Origin of the sequence: Methanooceanicella nereidis, assembly GCF_021023085.1 — an archaeon.
In the GTDB taxonomy this organism is placed as follows: Archaea; Halobacteriota; Methanocellia; order Methanocellales; family Methanocellaceae; genus Methanooceanicella; species Methanooceanicella nereidis.
In genome coordinates this window covers 34,476-49,367 of the sequence record NZ_PGCK01000003.1, presented here as the reverse complement: position 1 = coordinate 49,367, position 14,892 = coordinate 34,476, and the positions used below count along the sequence as shown (strand labels likewise).

The window sequence follows — 14,892 nt, the reverse complement described above, 5'->3', positions numbered from 1 at the left end:
TTTTGATCTGTTAATGAAAAATATACTAAAATTATACGGCACAGAGCCGTATAAAAAATCATAAGGGCTTTTCGCCCCGGCCATTTTCAATAGCCTTATTTTTGCAGCATCGCCTTGACGAACCCTAAGAACGGCGGCGAAGGCCTTTCCGGCCTCGACTTGAACTCCGGATGGAACTGTGTCGCCATGAAGAATTTATGAGCAGGAAGCTCGGCGATCTCCATACGGTTATCGTTCTTAGAGGAGAATACCAACCCGTGCGCCTCGATCTCGTCGATCATGTCCGGGTTAACCTCATAGCGGTGCCTGTGCCTCTCGCATATCTTGGTCACGCCGTAAAGCTTGTGAGCCAGCGTGTTTTCCTTTACCCATGCCGGGTGCTCTCCGAGCCTCATCGTGCCGCCCATGTGAGTGACATCCTTTTGCTCCGGAAGCAGGTCTATGACATGAGTGCCCTGTGCCGAAAATTCGCTGCTGGTGGCGTTCGCGTACCCTAACACGTTCCTGGTGAACTCTATCACCGCAAGCTGGAAGCCAAGGCAAAGGCCCAGGTATGGCAGGTTGTTTTCACGGGCGTACCTGATAGCCTTGATGTTACCTTCAATGCCCCTTACCCCGAAGCCTCCCGGGACCAGGATGCCGTCGACGCCCTTGAAGAACGGTGACAGGTCTTCTGTCTTCTCCAGGTCTTCGGACTCTACCCACTGTACCTTTACAGTGCAGCCCGTGGCGATGCCGGCATGCTTTAACGCTTCCTTAACGCTAAGATATACGTCCTCTATACCATACTTGCTTACGATAGCTACGGTAATGTTTCGGTCAGCGTCGTCCATCTTCTGGACCATCGCGTTCCATGACTGCGAATCTTCGCGCGGGGCCAGTCCCATGCGCTTCATCAGGTAGTCGGCCATGCCCTCCTGCTCAAGCTGTATGGGGACCTTATAGATGTCTTCCGAATCGTGGGCGCTGATGACTGCCGCTTCCGGGACATCGCAGAACAGTGATATCTTTGATTTTGTGGACTTTTGCAGAGGCTTCTTGCACCTTCCGACAATTATATCCGGCTGGATACCAAGCTCGCGGAGCTCCTTTACTGAGTGCTGCGTCGGCTTGGTCTTTTGCTCGTCCATCGTGTCGATGGGCACGAGAGTCACATGGATAAGAGTGAAATCCTCTTCCTTTTCTTCCGCGTTCATCTGCCTTACGGCCTCAAGGAAAGGCATGCTCTCTATGTCGCCTACAGTGCCGCCGACCTCGACAAGGCATATGTCGGCGCCGCTCTCGCGCGCGATGCGCCTTATCCTCTCTTTTATCTCATTTGTGACGTGAGGGATGATCTGCACCGTCTTGCCGAGATAGTCGCCTCTGCGCTCTTTCTCGATGACGGTCTTGTATATCTTGCCTGTGGTGATGTTATGGTCCGAAGTGAGATTGATGTCCATGAACCTTTCATAGTGCCCGAGATCGATATCCGCTTCACCGCCATCCTTCAGGACATAGACTTCCCCGTGCTGGAATGGGCTCATTGTGCCCGCGTCTATGTTAATGTAAGGGTCTATCTTTATCGCTGTCACGTTATAGCCCTTGTTCTTCAATATCCTGCCTGTCGATGCTGCTGTGATGCCTTTTCCAAGGCCGCTCATCACACCTCCGGTCACTACTACATATTTCACTCAGATTCACCCCGGTTCTTAAAAGTGATTGTTCACTTAAGTCTTATACTTAATGATAAACTTATCGGGGCATGCAAGAATTAGATCCACGAAAAGAAAACAGCAATATACTAATGCAGTGCGGCGGAAGAGCCGGCCCGTATAACAAGGCATTGCACCCTGGAATATATATACGCGCCTATTTTACATTTACATAATGATTTCAGGGAGAAGGAATGAAAATTTTTTTCGAGACGGGTGCGGGATTGCAAAAATTTTAGATAAAAAAATGTCGCTAATTTTTGATCAGTCCCTTAACGGCCAAACAATGCCGCAGCCATGTAAGACATCACAAAAATGACGACTATCGAAGCGATGAGCGAACCATAAAAATAAGGTAGAAGTCCCTGCCCGAACGTGACGAATAATATGGCGGCACAGGCGATGACGCCGAGTATGGCCACTCCCAGCATGGAATTCACGCTCCTCATAAGGCCCCTTACGTCAAACCGGAACGGCCCGACCCGCGAGCGCCCTGGCTTGCTCCTGTAAGCGGTCTTTGTTCCTGAAAGGTTCTTCTTTCCCCGCCTCCTGCCCGGTGACGGCCGATCGCTCTTCCCGAAACCGACGTACCCGTCGTCAAAGACCGTAGACTCATCTACCTCGTCGTAACCGGTTATCTCTTCCATGCGGTCCATACTCACGCCTCGTTTTTTGCCGGCCTTATCTTAGCTCCGGCGGAAGCAGGTTCGGTATCCCATCCTCTATGGGATATCTTTCGTTACATTTCTTACAGTATAGAGCCCCGTCAAGAACTTCGACGTCGTTCTCCCTGACGACCTCGAGTTCCAGATCGCCCTTGCAAACAGGGCAGCACAGTATCTCCATAAGGTCTTTTTTCATGAGAGTTCCTCACTTCTTGATCTTACGCAGGTCAATGATCTCATGCTCTTCAGGCCCGGTGGACAGTATCGTGAAAGGCACTCCCGCATCCTTTTCGGCCTGGTCCAGGAATTGCTTGACCTTATCGCTCAGATTATCGTAATCGGTGACTCCTTTACATGCGGGATCGATGCGGTCCAGTCCCGTGATCGCCGCCTGAGTGGCGCCGTTAATCATGGCAGAGTATCGTGCCATTTTTCCGTCCCAGTACCCTATGCGGCGCGCCCTGCCCGTAACGGTGCCGAACTCCTCGATACCGTATCCCTTTGCCTCATTCGGGGACATCTCGGTCGGGAACGGGCCTTCCCCGACCCTTGTCGGGAACGCCTTGAACACCACTACCACTTCATCGATCCTTGTCGGGCCCACACCCACATCTGCTGCCAGTTGCGAAGCGGAAGTGTCTTTTGAAGTGACGAACGGGTATGTGCCGTAGTATAAAGAGATACCAAAGCCTTGAGAGCCTTCGATGATAATGTTCTCTCCGCGGGATATGGCGTCATTGCACTCCTGAGAGACATCGGTAAGATATTTTTTAAGTGACGGGAAGTCCTTCGCCTGGAGCGCGCTCCTCATGACACGCTCTTTATTGGCAGGCCCGCATCCTGTGCCTGTGGTACCGATCTTCTTTGCGAGCATCTCCGTGCCCTTGTCCTCGATAATGTGCTTTTCCTCTATAATGCTGCACCTGTAATCGACGCCGAGCCTGTCCCCGACCCCGAGGATAGATACTTCCCTGTCAAGGACGACGGGGTCTACAAGGACCCCCGCGCCTATGAGCAGTCTGGCGTTATCATATACGAACCCGGATGGGACCATACGGACCCCGTGTTTAACTCCATTCTTAAGAACAGTGTGTCCTGCGTTCGGCCCCACGCCGCCGCGGGCAATGATCGTCGGATTATCGGTGTTAGCTATGTGGGCCACTATTTTGCCCTTTCCCTCATCACCAAAAAATCCGCCTACAACTATCGTTGTGACCATTAATATTATCTCCATCTATTCTATCCAAATTATTGATTAAAAAGGTTACTATACCTGCGCAAAAAAGATAACTATAGATTTAAAAGAATATTTTTGCATGAATCAAGATGAGGACAATAAAGAATAAATGCCTGGTATTAATCGTTTTACATATCTATTATATCCTTAAGCTCATATCTTATACTTGATACCAAAGGATGGACAGGCATGAGAAGTAAGATCGTTTTACTGGCCGCTTCGGCCGTTATTATCATCGTGATCTCCGCGATCATACTGTTGGGCGAAGGTTTCCCCGGGCCCGTCGAGGAAGGCACGGGGACCGTCTCGGGCAATGTCACCATAGGGCCTATAATGCCGGTGGAGAGGCCGGGCGTCACCCCCTCTGTAAACCCCGACGTGTTTTTGAGCAGAAAGCTCGTCGTATACGATAAGGATGGAACGACAGCGATATGCGAGATCGACATCGTGCCGGCAGGGCATTACGGTACATATCAGGCTTCACTGAAGCCGGGAACATATGTCCTGGATATCAAGCCCCTGGGTGTAGACAGGGCGGATGGATTGCCGGCTGCGTTCGAGATCGTCGAAGGCAGGACGACCGTCATAGACGTGAACATAGATACCGGCATACGGTGATCGCCATTAAAATATAGCGTTACGATCACCGTTCTAACAGGCCTCGCCGCCTGTATCGGCCCGGGACAATGTCTGGCCCGGGGCATAAAAAGCTGTGAACATTAGATTCCTTTTTGTAAAAATTACTGAACGACATAAGTAACGTATTTATACCCCTTATGAGGAAGTCTTTTACCTGAACGGGTATGTTGGAAGAGCTACAAAGTATCGTAGGCCGGGATAGGGTCACCGCGGATCCGGCCGAGCTATATTGCTATTCGTTTGACTCATCGTACATCAGAGGGCAAGCCGATTACGTCGTCAGGCCGAAGAACACCGAAGAGATAGCCGAGATCGTGAAGCTTGCGGCAAGAAAAAAGGTCCCCATAGTTCCGAGAGGATCTGCCAGCGGATTGACGGGCGGCTCGGTGCCCGTAAAAGGCGGCATCGTGTTCGATATGGCCAATATGAACCGCATACTTGAGATAGAGATAGAGAATCTCCAGGCGGTCATAGAGCCCGGAGTCATTCACAGGGACTTAAACAATGAGCTTATCAGGCATGGCTTCTTCTTCCCTCCCGACCCCGGCAGCAGTGACATGTGCACCGTAGGCGGGCTGATCGCGAACGGCGGGAGCGGCATGCATTCCGTAAAATATGGCACTGTAAAGGATTATGTCCTTGACCTTGAGGTCGTGCTCCCTAATGGCGATATTATCAATACGGGCTGTAAGGCGCCCAAGACGTCTTCAGGATATGATCTGACGCGACTGTTCGTCGGAAGCGAAGGCACGCTGGGAATAATAACAAAGGCAAGGCTTAAGATCTATCCCCTTCCGGAGACTAAATCTATCGTCATGGCAAATTTTGACAGGATCGAGGACGCAGGCAGAGCTGCGGTAGCGACGCTGTCATCCGGCGTCATACCCGCGGCCATGGAGATCATGGACGGAAGCGCCATCAGCGCGGTCAAGCAGATCGACCCCACCCTTGATATTCCGGACGTAGAGGCGATGCTGCTGTTCGAAGTGGACGGGTATAAAGAGTCTGTGGCAAGGCAGGTCGAAATGGTCTGCAGCGCGTGCGAAAAGTGCAATGGCAGGACCACCGTGGCGAAGAACAAGAAAGAGGAAGAAAAGCTATGGTCCGCGAGACGTCTTGTAGGTGTTGCCATCACCAAGCTTAACCCCGGAAAGGTCAGGGTGTATGAGGCAGAGGATATAGGCGTGCCCATAAAGGACGTCCCGTTCATGCTCAAGAAGATCCAGGAGATCGGTAAAAAGCACGGGATGCCGCTTGTGACATACGGGCACATAGGTGACGGTAACCTTCATACTGGCATAGCGATAGACCAGCGCAACGAGGAAGAGTGGAAAAAGGTCCACGCAATTAAGGATGACATTTATGACATTGTCCTGACGCTTGGAGGCACGCTGCCGGGCGAGCACGGCACCGGTGTCATCAGGGGAAGCTATATGACCAGGGCGCACGGGAAAAGCTATGAGGTCATGAAGACCATTAAGCGTGCCATAGACCCGGAAAACATCATGAACCCCGGAAAGATGGGGATGTAAAAATGATCCAGGACCATATTGAAGACATATTGAAGTGTACCAGGTGCGGAAGATGCCGCGTGCTCTGCCCCGTCAACGATGAGCTCAGGTGGGAGTCCACGAACTCTAGGGGGAGGATGCTGCTCGCGAGGGCTTTATCGGAGAATGTAGAGCCGTCGGCAGCGATGAAGGATTCGTTCTATACCTGCCTCACCTGTTCTATATGCTCCGCGACATGCCCGTCGGGCGCGAAGCCTGACGATGTGGTCGAGGCCGCCAGGGCGGAGCTTGTAAGCAAGAATTACGTTCCTGAATATTATCATGCAGTCCTGAAAAGCGTTGAGTCTTACGGTAACCCGCTTAATGACGAGAGCCCCAGGAATGCATGGATACCGGAAGACCTTAAGGCTACTGGAAGATCGGATATTATATTCTGGTCCGGCTGCCTGTCATCCTATAGAAAAAGAAGCTCTGCGATAGCCAACCTGAGGATATTGAGCCGCTTCGGCGCGAAAGTGCTGGAAGACGAGAGGTGCTGCGGCTCCCCGTTGTTGAGGCTGGGCGGAAAGGCCGTGACGATGGAGCATAATAAACGCCAGATAGAGAAGAGCGGCGCGAAAACGATAGTCACAGGCTGTGCCGGATGCTATAAGACATTAAAGGAGAGCTATGACCTTGATGTGGAAGTGCTTCACATATCCCAGTTCCTCGCCAGGAACCTCGATAAGCTTGAGCTTAACAGGCTCCCGTTCAAGGTCTCATACCATGACCCGTGCCACCTGGGAAGGTGCATGAAAGTCTATGAGGAGCCCAGGATAGTCATCAACAGGGTCGCAGACCTCGTCGAGATGAAAACATCCGGGAAAGACGCGAGATGTTGCGGTGGCGGAGGTGGCGTGCGCCGCGGGTACAGGGACCTGTCGGACAGAGTAGCCAAGAAACGTCTCCAGGACACTCCGGAGGGAGTGGAATATATAGTGACCGCGTGCCCGATGTGCAACACGAACCTTGAGGACGCCGGCGGAAAGGTCATCGACATCTCCGAGCTGTTGCTCATTTCACTCATATGAAGTATGGCGCAACGATATATGCCATACGGTCTTTTTTTAATAATGGCAAAAACCTATATCACATAAGTGACTTACGTGTCTTAACAGGTGATCTATCATGGGCTTATTCAGCTTTTTAAAGCCAAAGAGAAGAAGGTCAAATAATGACACGGACTATTTTGATGAGAACAACGATACGGAAGTAGTGGAGTATTCGGACGATTCGGGTGATTCCGGAGGCTCTGACGATTAACTTTTAATTTTTTTACTCGCATTTGCCTGTAAGAAAAATATATCTATATTGGCCTTTTTTCATATAATGTTGAGTTGACTGTCAGGTTAACGTCCTTTATGGTCTTACATCAAGGCAAGAAGGGAAAAACTAATGGCTATCATCGAATTGAAATATGGCAAAGGGCACTTTCATGTTGAAGTGCCTGATAAAAACCTCGTAAAAGTGATCACGCCTGAAGAGCTGGGCGGCGTCAAGAATGAGCTTGCGGAAATAAAAAATGCCCTGGAAAACCCCATAGGGTCTTCGAGACTGAGGGAGAAGTTAAAGCCCGGCATGAAAGTCGCGGTCATCATCAGCGATGTCACCAGGCCTTGCCCTTCATATAAATTCTTGCCCGCAGTGCTGGACGAGATCAATGCGGGGGGCGTACAGGATAAAGATATCACGGTCATTGTAGCGCTCGGGAGCCATAGAAAATGTACCCCCGAAGAGCATAAGGCGTTGATGGGAGACGCATACGGCCGGGTGAGATGCATAGACCACGATAAGAATGACTGCAGGTACATCGGCACTTCGACCTTTGGGCACCGGATCGAGATATTCGGGGAATTGCTCGATGCGGACGTGGTAGTATGCACGGGTAATATCGAGTATCACTATTTTGCAGGCTACTCAGGCGGTGTCAAGGCCATCCTTCCGGGATGCGCCAGCCATGACACGATACAGAACAACCATGAGATGATGAGAGACCCGAGGGCTGAAACGGGCAGGCTCGACAGCCCGATAAGGGAAGAGATAGACCAGGTCCCTGGAATGATGAAGGTGGATTTCCTGCTGGACGTTATCCTGAACAGTAAAAAGGAGATCGTAGCCGTCGTAGCCGGAGACCCGATGAAGGCCCACAGGGAAGGCATCAAGTTCGTGGATAATATGTATGGCGTCACGGTCCCGAAGGCGGACATCGTGATCACCTGCGCCGGGGGGTACCCCAAGGATATTAACATGTACCAGGCGCAAAAGGCCATGGACAATGCCAAGCATGTCGTAAAGGACGGCGGAACTATGATCATGGTCGCGCAGTGCGTGGAATGTCTGGGTAATGACGTTTTCGCATGCTGGGTCGACGAGGCGACGACCATAGAGGCTCAAGCGCGGAGGATGGACGAGAAATTCGAGCTGGGCGGACACAAAGCATCCGTGATAGCCAGGACGGCGATGAAGTGTGACATATATCTGGTGTCAGCGATCCCGGATGAGACCGTAAGAAAAATGTTCCTGATCCCGGCAAAGACGCCTGAGGATGCTCTTGAAGCCGCGTTTAAAAAGCACGGCCCCGATGCGACAGTGCTCGTATCGCCACATGGCGGCATGGTGCTGACAAAGCCAGAATGACAGGCCGGCATATTCCGGCATCTTTTTATCGATATGGCGGTCATAGGACAGTTTCGGGTATTAAGTACTGGCTGAATATTACATGCTATAGCTAATTCCCCGTATCTTCTTCTAATTTAAGCCATATTTATGCTATATTAAAGGTTTAATCCTTAAAAAAGTGCAATCATCCTGTATAATATATTTATTCTGATAGGATGAACTTTTTTTAGTATAGGAGGGTATTGAAAATGAGGGTGAAAATACTTTTAGTGTTGGCCATTGCCAGCCTTGTCCTAATGAGTGCGGGTAACGCTTTTGCAGCAGACACCTATGTCGATGCTGTCGCGGACGATGGGCTTGTCTATGCGCTATCAGACAATAACAGGGTCGGTAATAGCCTGAAGGCTCCGACTCTATCGGGATTCCCTATTCTTGGTCTTGAAGACTGCATCGGCATAGACTCTGTTGATAGTATGGACGGAATAGGCCTCAATGCAGGTGACATCGCTGCCATGGAAGGCATAGGCATCGATTCTGTGACAGACTTTGATTGCGGCACGATCTGTGCGGGTTGTGACTGTGAGGAATGCCCCGACTGTGACTGCGAGTTCAAGGTAAAGGATATACAGGGTCCGATATTCAATCTCGGATGCCCGACAGTACTGACAGAGACAGAGCCTGTCAATCTGGTATCTCCTGACATCAATCCGGTATTCCCGATAGTCAACATCGCACCCAAGGCAACGGTCACACTGCCGGAAGTCACTGCAAAATTAACCTGCTTTGACATCAGCTGCGACTGCGGTTGTCCATTTTACGACAATTGCGACTGCTGATAGAGACCGGGCAACATCTGGTGGGCATACTTCAAGATAGGGGCGGGATAGAATACTATGCCGCGCCTATTCAACACTTCGTGTATACCTCTGACTGTCCACAAAAGCTAGTGATCGGAACAGTAAAGCATTATATGTAAGGGGTATGATACTGCTGCATACCCCTGCAAATGCTTTTTAGATAGATACATTCTTTTTTCATCGATTCCGCTATATTTATCAGATTTAAAGACCTCTCTTTTATGAAATGACAAAAGAAGAGATACTGCAGGTATTGAGAGAGAAGAATGATTATGTGTCCGGCGAGTATCTGGCCGAGTCGCTTGGCGTCACACGGACGGCCATATGGAAACAGATACACACATTGATCAAAGAAGGGTATGTCATCGACTCACAGCAGAACAAAGGATACAGGCTTGTGGGAGTCCCTGACAGGCTTTATGCCTCCGAGGTAAAGTACGGTCTTCAGACAAAGCTGCTGGGAAAAAGAGTCGTTCATTTTAATGTCACCACGTCCACGAACATAGTCGCAAGGCAGATGGCCGAGGAAGGCGTCGAAGAGGGCACCGTGATCGTCGCCGAGACTCAGACAAGAGGCAAAGGAAGGCTCGGCCGTAAGTTCATAACGAAGGGCGGCGGCGTATGGATGTCCGTTATTTTAAAGCCGAACATTGACCCGATGCATGCATCCAGCATCACCCTGATGGCCGCGGTATCGGTGACCAAGGCGTTAAGGGGAATGGGACTTGAAGCGGTGATAAAATGGCCGAACGACGTCTTTGTCAACGGGAAGAAGATCTGCGGCATCCTGACAGAGATGAGCGCGGAGACGGACATAGTGAACTTCATCATACTCGGTATCGGTGTGAACGTGAACAATGATATCCCGCTGGAAACTGCCACCACAATGAAGGCGGAGCTCGGAAAAGAGGTCAGCCGGGTCCGGTTCATTCAGGCGCTGCTCGAAGAGCTTGAAGAGGATTACTTGACCTTTAAGGAAAAAGGGTTCACGCCCATCCTGTGGAACTGGAGAAGGTTTTCGGACACGCTTGGAAGGCCGGTCGAAGTGTCATGCCAGGACGAGAAGATCAGGGGAGTGGCGCAGGACGTGGACGAGGATGGTTCGCTCATTGTCAAGCTCACAGACGGAACGGTCAAAAAGATAGTATCTGGCGACTGCAGGCACCTGAAGAACATCAAGGAGAAATAAGGTCTTAAGATCGCCCTGATGGCCAAAATATATAACATTAAAAGGTTTTTTATTAAATTGTATCAAAGGCAATTGCCGGGGATACGGTGTTATAATGAGATACGCGATCACATTCTCACTACCGTTTTGCATTATGTGCTTTTTATTGATGTCGGCTGTAAGCTGTATGGCAATGGAACCTGAAGTGATCGCTGTGGCTGCAGGGCATGGGCATTCAGTGGCGTTGAAAGATGACGGGACTGTCTGGTGCTGGGGCAGCAACGGGTATGGCCAGCTCGGGGATGGGACAAGGATAGACAGGTACGCTCCGGTGCAGGTATCCTATTATGACTATATGAACAAGGTCTCTTTTTTAACGGACATAAGGGCTGTAGCGGCAGGTAATTCTTTTACGATGGTCATCAAGAACGACGGCACCGTATGGGGCTGGGGAAATAACCGTTATGGCCAGCTTGGCGACGGGACGTGCGTTGAAAGCGATGTTCCTGTACAGGTAGCCGGTTTGACGTCCGTCAGGGATATAGTGGTCATGAACGAGAGCGTCATAGCCCTAAAATATGACGGGACTGTATGGACATGGGGCTATAACTTTTTAGGAAAGGCTGTCGACGCGAAGAATGAAAGCCTTAAGGGCCCGGTCATGATAGAGGACCTGGACCTGATAAACAGTATCGCTGCAGGAAGCCATCATTTACTGGCGGCTAACAAAATGAGGGGGGTATACGCCCTCGGTCAAAACAAGGAAGGCCAGCTTGGCGATGGCACGACACTGAACAGCATTGACCCGGTAAGCGTTACTGATCTGCTGGCGGCGGATTCGTTATCAGCCGGTTACACCTGCTCCCTCGCGCTCGATAAGAACGGCCAGGTATGGGCATGGGGAAGTAACGCTCAGGTACAGCCTGGCAATGACAGCACAGAGCGTAGTTTAACGCCAGTAAAGATCAGCGGGCTGGATAACGTGAAGCTGATAGCCTCGGGCGGCTCATATTCTGTAGCCGTGAAGAGAGACGGATCGGTATGGGCATGGGGTAATAATGAATACGGGCAGCTCGGGAACGGAGAGCTAAGTAATGTCCCGGTAAGCGCTCCATCGATGATATACGGCCTCTATAATGTCAAAATGATATCAGCAGGGCCCTCGCACTGCCTGGCGCTGAGAGATGATGGTTCCGTGCTCGCATGGGGAAATAACCAGTACGGACAGCTGGGCGATTCCGGAAGGGAGGATAAGTATACTCCAGTGCTCTCTAAGATAAGCCCTGCGAATGCCGTGCCATTGCCCACGCCGACAATAGTGCCTACACCGACAGCGACACCGACACCATCGCCAACGGTTACGCCTACACCCCCGCCTGACAATGATAACATGAACGGTATCATCATACTAGTAGGCTCTTCGATATTCATGCTCGCCATAGTGGCTTATTTCCTGCTGAGATCTAAGATATGAATTTGTCATCAGGCAAGATACCGGAGTGATACAGGCATAGTCAACGTGTTGATACTCTGGCAAGTTTTAAATATTTGTAAACCTTCTATTTTTTGAGGTTTACAATTTATGCAGGGCGTCCCTGAAAGAAGCTATGTCAATAAAATGGTCTATGCATCTCTGTTCGCCGCGCTTACGGCCGTTGGTGCGTGGATAACCATACCGCTGGGCATCATTCCGCTGACATTGCAGACTTTTTTCGTCATACTTGCAGGAGGCGTGCTCGGATCGTATTTCGGCGGGCTGTCCATGATAGTATACATATTGCTGGGACTTGTCGGCCTCCCGGTCTTTTCAAGAGGACAGTCGGGCCTTGGAGTCCTTATCGGGCCTACCGGCGGTTACCTCATAGGGTTCGTTTTATGCGCCATATTGATCGGGATGATCATTAAAAAATATCAAAAACCCGGCTACATGCAGTACTTAATTGCCATGTCTCTCGGGACGCTGATGATATACATATGCGGAGCCGCACAGCTCATGCTGGTCGCGCATATGGCCCCTGACACAGCGCTGCTGGTCGGAGTGTTGCCCTTCATACCGGGAGACATTATCAAGGTGTTAGTGGCAGCATATATCGCCACCAGGTTCAGACTTAGCGATTAAAAGAGGTCCGGATTTGATAGAGCTTAAAAATGTTTCAGTTTCTTACGGGAGCAAAGAGGTCCTGAAGGACGTTTCTCTTGAAATAAAGAAGGGGAAGGTCATCGCGATCATGGGACCTAACGCCTCGGGAAAAAGCACGATGATAAGGCTGATGAACGGCCTTTTATTGCCGGGCTCCGGGGATTGCCTTGTGGACGGCATCAATACCAGGGACGATATGTATTATGCGAGGCGTCAAGTTGGGATGGTATTTCAGGATCCCGAGGACCAGCTGGTATCCAGAAAAGTCCTGGACGACGTGGCGTTCGGTCCAAAGAACCTCGGGTTTTCATCATTTGAATCCCTTGCCGTGGCAATAGAATCTCTCAGTCTTGTAGGGCTTGAGAAAATGGCCGATAAGAGCGTTCATGACCTTTCCGGCGGGCAAAAGCAGCTTTTATCGATCGCAGGAGTCCTTGCAATGAACCCCTCATATATAGCCATGGACGAGCCCACATCGCTCCTTGACGGCGAAGGGACCGGGCTGGTAAGGGAAATCATCGGGAAATTAAAGAGCGGATACAGAGGGATCGTTCTTGTAACGCACGACCCTGCAGAGGCTTTGCTGGCCGATGAGATCTTCGTCGTGGATAACGGTAAAATAGCCATGCGGGGAACTCCGGAGGAGATATTTTCCCGGCATGAAGAACTTGAAAGTATAGGCGTAGACGTGCCCCAGATGTTAAGGTTCTCCAAAAGGCTGAAAAAGCTCGGAGCGGACACAGGCGACCTTTGGAGCGTTGAAGGGGCGGTGAGAGAGATTTGCCACTGGAGCTAAAGGGTGTAACACATATGTATAGCCCCGGCGAGCCCGGCGAAGCCCGCGCCCTGAACAACGTGACGCTTAAGATAGGCAATGGCGAGTTCGTAATGGTCGCAGGCCGTAACGGCTCGGGAAAAACCACCCTATTAAAATGCATGGCAGGATTTTTAAAGCCTAAAAAAGGGTCGGTGACGATCAACGGGGTATCTCCCGAAAGATGCCGCCGCAAGGTAGCTTTCGCAGTCCAGTTCCCGGAGCGGGCGCTCTTCGAAAGGACATTGTACGATGACGTGGCTTTCGGCATCAAGAACATGGGAGTCGATAAAAGTCTGATTGGCGAAAAGGTCTTGAGGTCTATAGCTTCAGTGGGACTTGATGAAAGATCGCTGGACATATCACCGAAGGAGCTTAGCCACGGCCAGAAAAGACTTGCCGCCATCGCATGCGTTATAGCCACGGAGCCCGAATACCTGTTTCTCGATGAGCCTACTGCAGGGCTTGACCTTAAGGGAAAGAAGCAGGTGTTGAGGACTTTAATGAGCCTCAACGATAAAGGTATGACCATAGTTGTCGCGTCCCACGGCCTTGCCCATATGCTCGGGGCTTGCAGCCGTGCCATAGTAATGGACTCCGGAAGCATTATCGCAGATGATATGCCCGATAGCCTTGTGAGATATGATAGCCTTGAATCTATGGGCTTACCGCTGCCTGATACAGTCCTTCTGTCCCGAAAACTTGAAAAAATGGGGCTCGAACCCGGAAATGCCTTTACTCCTGAAAAATTGGCCGACAATATTTTCGCACAGATAACTGGGAGGGCGGGAAAATGAAGATATCCGCGGGTACGAAGATATTCGCTCTGGCTATTTTCGGCATACTGACAGTCATGCTCTCAGGGGCGTATGAATTCGCCATACTGTTCGCCGTGACCATCATATCGATGCTCGCGCTCAGGGTGAATATCAACAGTTTGCTAAGGCTGTTTTTACCCGCGATACCGGTGATAGCCGTCATATCGATAGCACAGGCAGTGCTTGTAGAAGGCGGCGATGTCCTTGCGTCTTTTTGGATCGTCGATATAACTTCGACAGGCGCGGAGCTTGCCGCGGCCTCGGCGGCGAGGATGATACTGCTGTACCTGGCAGGATCCGTGGTCACCATAACAACGTCGGAGACAGAGTTCGCAGATACCGTCGAGAGATCGTTAAGGCCGCTGAGCAGGGTCACTAAGACAGAGATAGGCAGGGACATAGCGACGATGATGATGCTGGCGATCACATTTCTGCCGGTGATATACTCCGAGTATCAATCGATAAGGATGGCCCAGGAATCCAGGGGCGTGAGCTTTAAAGGACCGGTCAATGCGTTAAAGGGAATATTATCGATAACGGTCCCATTATTATATGCGTTATCTAACAGGGCTGACAGGGTAGCTATAGCGATGGAGTCGCGCTGCTACGGTATAAAAGATCCCCGACAGTATGAAAAGGCCGCAGGGGCGCCGTTTGATGCGCCGGCCCCGGTGTACCGCCGCTGACATCA

At 50.8% G+C, this 14,892-nt stretch carries 16 protein-coding genes; 12 read left to right on the top strand and 4 right to left on the bottom strand.

Annotated elements, in window-relative coordinates; translation table 11 throughout:
* Positions 1 to 95 precede the first annotated feature (95 nt).
* From pyrG to CUJ83_RS04390, 4 genes are all read right to left on the bottom strand, one after another.
* Positions 96 to 1,673 (bottom strand): glutamine hydrolyzing CTP synthase, encoded by a 1,578-nt coding sequence (gene pyrG / locus CUJ83_RS04405; RefSeq protein ID WP_230741029.1) that lies wholly within the window; start codon positions 1,671 to 1,673, stop codon positions 96 to 98.
* Positions 1,674 to 1,966: 293 nt separating this feature from the next.
* A complete protein-coding gene (locus CUJ83_RS04400) occupies positions 1,967 to 2,350 on the bottom strand; it encodes a hypothetical protein (RefSeq protein ID WP_230741027.1) in 384 nt (127 codons plus the stop codon).
* A gap of 25 nt (positions 2,351 to 2,375) precedes the next feature.
* Complete coding sequence (locus CUJ83_RS04395) at positions 2,376 to 2,555, bottom strand: methytransferase partner Trm112 (protein ID WP_230741025.1); 180 nt, start codon at positions 2,553 to 2,555, stop codon at positions 2,376 to 2,378.
* 9 nt (positions 2,556 to 2,564) lie between these two features.
* Complete coding sequence (locus CUJ83_RS04390; protein WP_230741023.1) at positions 2,565 to 3,578, bottom strand: adenylosuccinate synthetase; 1,014 nt, start codon at positions 3,576 to 3,578, stop codon at positions 2,565 to 2,567.
* Positions 3,579 to 3,785: 207 nt separating this feature from the next.
* Between CUJ83_RS04390 and CUJ83_RS04385 the strand changes: the two genes are divergently transcribed.
* From CUJ83_RS04385 to CUJ83_RS04335, 12 genes are all read left to right on the top strand, one after another.
* On the top strand, positions 3,786 to 4,214 hold the full coding sequence (locus CUJ83_RS04385; protein ID WP_230741021.1) for a hypothetical protein: 429 nt from the start codon (positions 3,786 to 3,788) through the stop codon (positions 4,212 to 4,214).
* 185 nt (positions 4,215 to 4,399) lie between these two features.
* Entirely contained in the window at positions 4,400 to 5,767 is a 1,368-nt protein-coding gene (locus CUJ83_RS04380; RefSeq protein WP_230741020.1) for an FAD-binding oxidoreductase, read from the top strand.
* Positions 5,768 to 5,769: 2 nt separating this feature from the next.
* Positions 5,770 to 6,816 carry a (Fe-S)-binding protein gene (locus tag CUJ83_RS04375; protein ID WP_230741018.1) on the top strand — a complete coding sequence of 349 codons (1,047 nt, stop codon included), beginning with the start codon at positions 5,770 to 5,772 and terminating at the stop codon, positions 6,814 to 6,816.
* Positions 6,817 to 6,913: 97 nt separating this feature from the next.
* Positions 6,914 to 7,048, top strand: coding sequence for a hypothetical protein (locus tag CUJ83_RS15650; RefSeq protein ID WP_255668333.1), 135 nt, complete (start codon positions 6,914 to 6,916; stop codon positions 7,046 to 7,048).
* A 132-nt stretch (positions 7,049 to 7,180) separates the two neighbouring features.
* Complete coding sequence (gene larAH6 / locus CUJ83_RS04370) at positions 7,181 to 8,422, top strand: nickel-dependent malate racemase, LarAH6 family (protein WP_230741017.1); 1,242 nt, start codon at positions 7,181 to 7,183, stop codon at positions 8,420 to 8,422.
* Positions 8,423 to 8,652: 230 nt separating this feature from the next.
* Entirely contained in the window at positions 8,653 to 9,240 is a 588-nt protein-coding gene (locus CUJ83_RS04365; protein ID WP_230741015.1) for a hypothetical protein, read from the top strand.
* Positions 9,241 to 9,487: 247 nt separating this feature from the next.
* Complete coding sequence (locus CUJ83_RS04360; RefSeq protein WP_230741013.1) at positions 9,488 to 10,450, top strand: biotin--[acetyl-CoA-carboxylase] ligase; 963 nt, start codon at positions 9,488 to 9,490, stop codon at positions 10,448 to 10,450.
* Between the two features lie 166 nt (positions 10,451 to 10,616).
* Positions 10,617 to 11,903 (top strand): RCC1 domain-containing protein, encoded by a 1,287-nt coding sequence (locus tag CUJ83_RS04355; protein WP_230741011.1) that lies wholly within the window; start codon positions 10,617 to 10,619, stop codon positions 11,901 to 11,903.
* Between the two features lie 108 nt (positions 11,904 to 12,011).
* Positions 12,012 to 12,548 (top strand): biotin transporter BioY, encoded by a 537-nt coding sequence (locus CUJ83_RS04350; protein WP_230741009.1) that lies wholly within the window; start codon positions 12,012 to 12,014, stop codon positions 12,546 to 12,548.
* Between the two features lie 13 nt (positions 12,549 to 12,561).
* Positions 12,562 to 13,365, top strand: a complete 804-nt coding sequence (locus CUJ83_RS04345) for an energy-coupling factor ABC transporter ATP-binding protein (RefSeq protein ID WP_230741008.1) — start codon at positions 12,562 to 12,564, stop codon at positions 13,363 to 13,365.
* Positions 13,366 to 13,379: 14 nt separating this feature from the next.
* On the top strand, positions 13,380 to 14,180 hold the full coding sequence (locus CUJ83_RS04340; RefSeq protein ID WP_230741006.1) for an energy-coupling factor ABC transporter ATP-binding protein: 801 nt from the start codon (positions 13,380 to 13,382) through the stop codon (positions 14,178 to 14,180).
* On the top strand, positions 14,177 to 14,887 hold the full coding sequence (locus CUJ83_RS04335) for an energy-coupling factor transporter transmembrane component T family protein (RefSeq protein WP_230741004.1): 711 nt from the start codon (positions 14,177 to 14,179) through the stop codon (positions 14,885 to 14,887). The genes CUJ83_RS04340 and CUJ83_RS04335 overlap by 4 nt, the downstream gene beginning before the upstream one ends.
* Positions 14,888 to 14,892: the final 5 nt, after the last annotated feature.

Bases quoted from the DNA above. Each gene is read 5' to 3' on its own strand.
- CUJ83_RS04400 (WP_230741027.1), bottom strand. From the start codon at position 2,350: ATGGACCGCATGGAAGAGATAACCGGTTACGACGAGGTAGATGAGTCT.
- CUJ83_RS04395 (WP_230741025.1), bottom strand. From the start codon at position 2,555: ATGAAAAAAGACCTTATGGAGATACTGTGCTGCCCTGTTTGCAAGGGC.
- CUJ83_RS04390 (WP_230741023.1), bottom strand. From the start codon at position 3,578: ATGGTCACAACGATAGTTGTAGGCGGATTTTTTGGTGATGAGGGAAAG.
- CUJ83_RS04385 (WP_230741021.1), top strand. From the start codon at position 3,786: ATGAGAAGTAAGATCGTTTTACTGGCCGCTTCGGCCGTTATTATCATC.
- CUJ83_RS04380 (WP_230741020.1), top strand. From the start codon at position 4,400: ATGTTGGAAGAGCTACAAAGTATCGTAGGCCGGGATAGGGTCACCGCG.
- CUJ83_RS04375 (WP_230741018.1), top strand. From the start codon at position 5,770: ATGATCCAGGACCATATTGAAGACATATTGAAGTGTACCAGGTGCGGA.
- CUJ83_RS15650 (WP_255668333.1), top strand. From the start codon at position 6,914: ATGGGCTTATTCAGCTTTTTAAAGCCAAAGAGAAGAAGGTCAAATAAT.
- larAH6 (WP_230741017.1), top strand. From the start codon at position 7,181: ATGGCTATCATCGAATTGAAATATGGCAAAGGGCACTTTCATGTTGAA.
- CUJ83_RS04365 (WP_230741015.1), top strand. From the start codon at position 8,653: ATGAGGGTGAAAATACTTTTAGTGTTGGCCATTGCCAGCCTTGTCCTA.
- CUJ83_RS04360 (WP_230741013.1), top strand. From the start codon at position 9,488: ATGACAAAAGAAGAGATACTGCAGGTATTGAGAGAGAAGAATGATTAT.
- CUJ83_RS04355 (WP_230741011.1), top strand. From the start codon at position 10,617: ATGGCAATGGAACCTGAAGTGATCGCTGTGGCTGCAGGGCATGGGCAT.
- CUJ83_RS04350 (WP_230741009.1), top strand. From the start codon at position 12,012: ATGCAGGGCGTCCCTGAAAGAAGCTATGTCAATAAAATGGTCTATGCA.
- CUJ83_RS04340 (WP_230741006.1), top strand. From the start codon at position 13,380: ATGTATAGCCCCGGCGAGCCCGGCGAAGCCCGCGCCCTGAACAACGTG.
- CUJ83_RS04335 (WP_230741004.1), top strand. From the start codon at position 14,177: ATGAAGATATCCGCGGGTACGAAGATATTCGCTCTGGCTATTTTCGGC.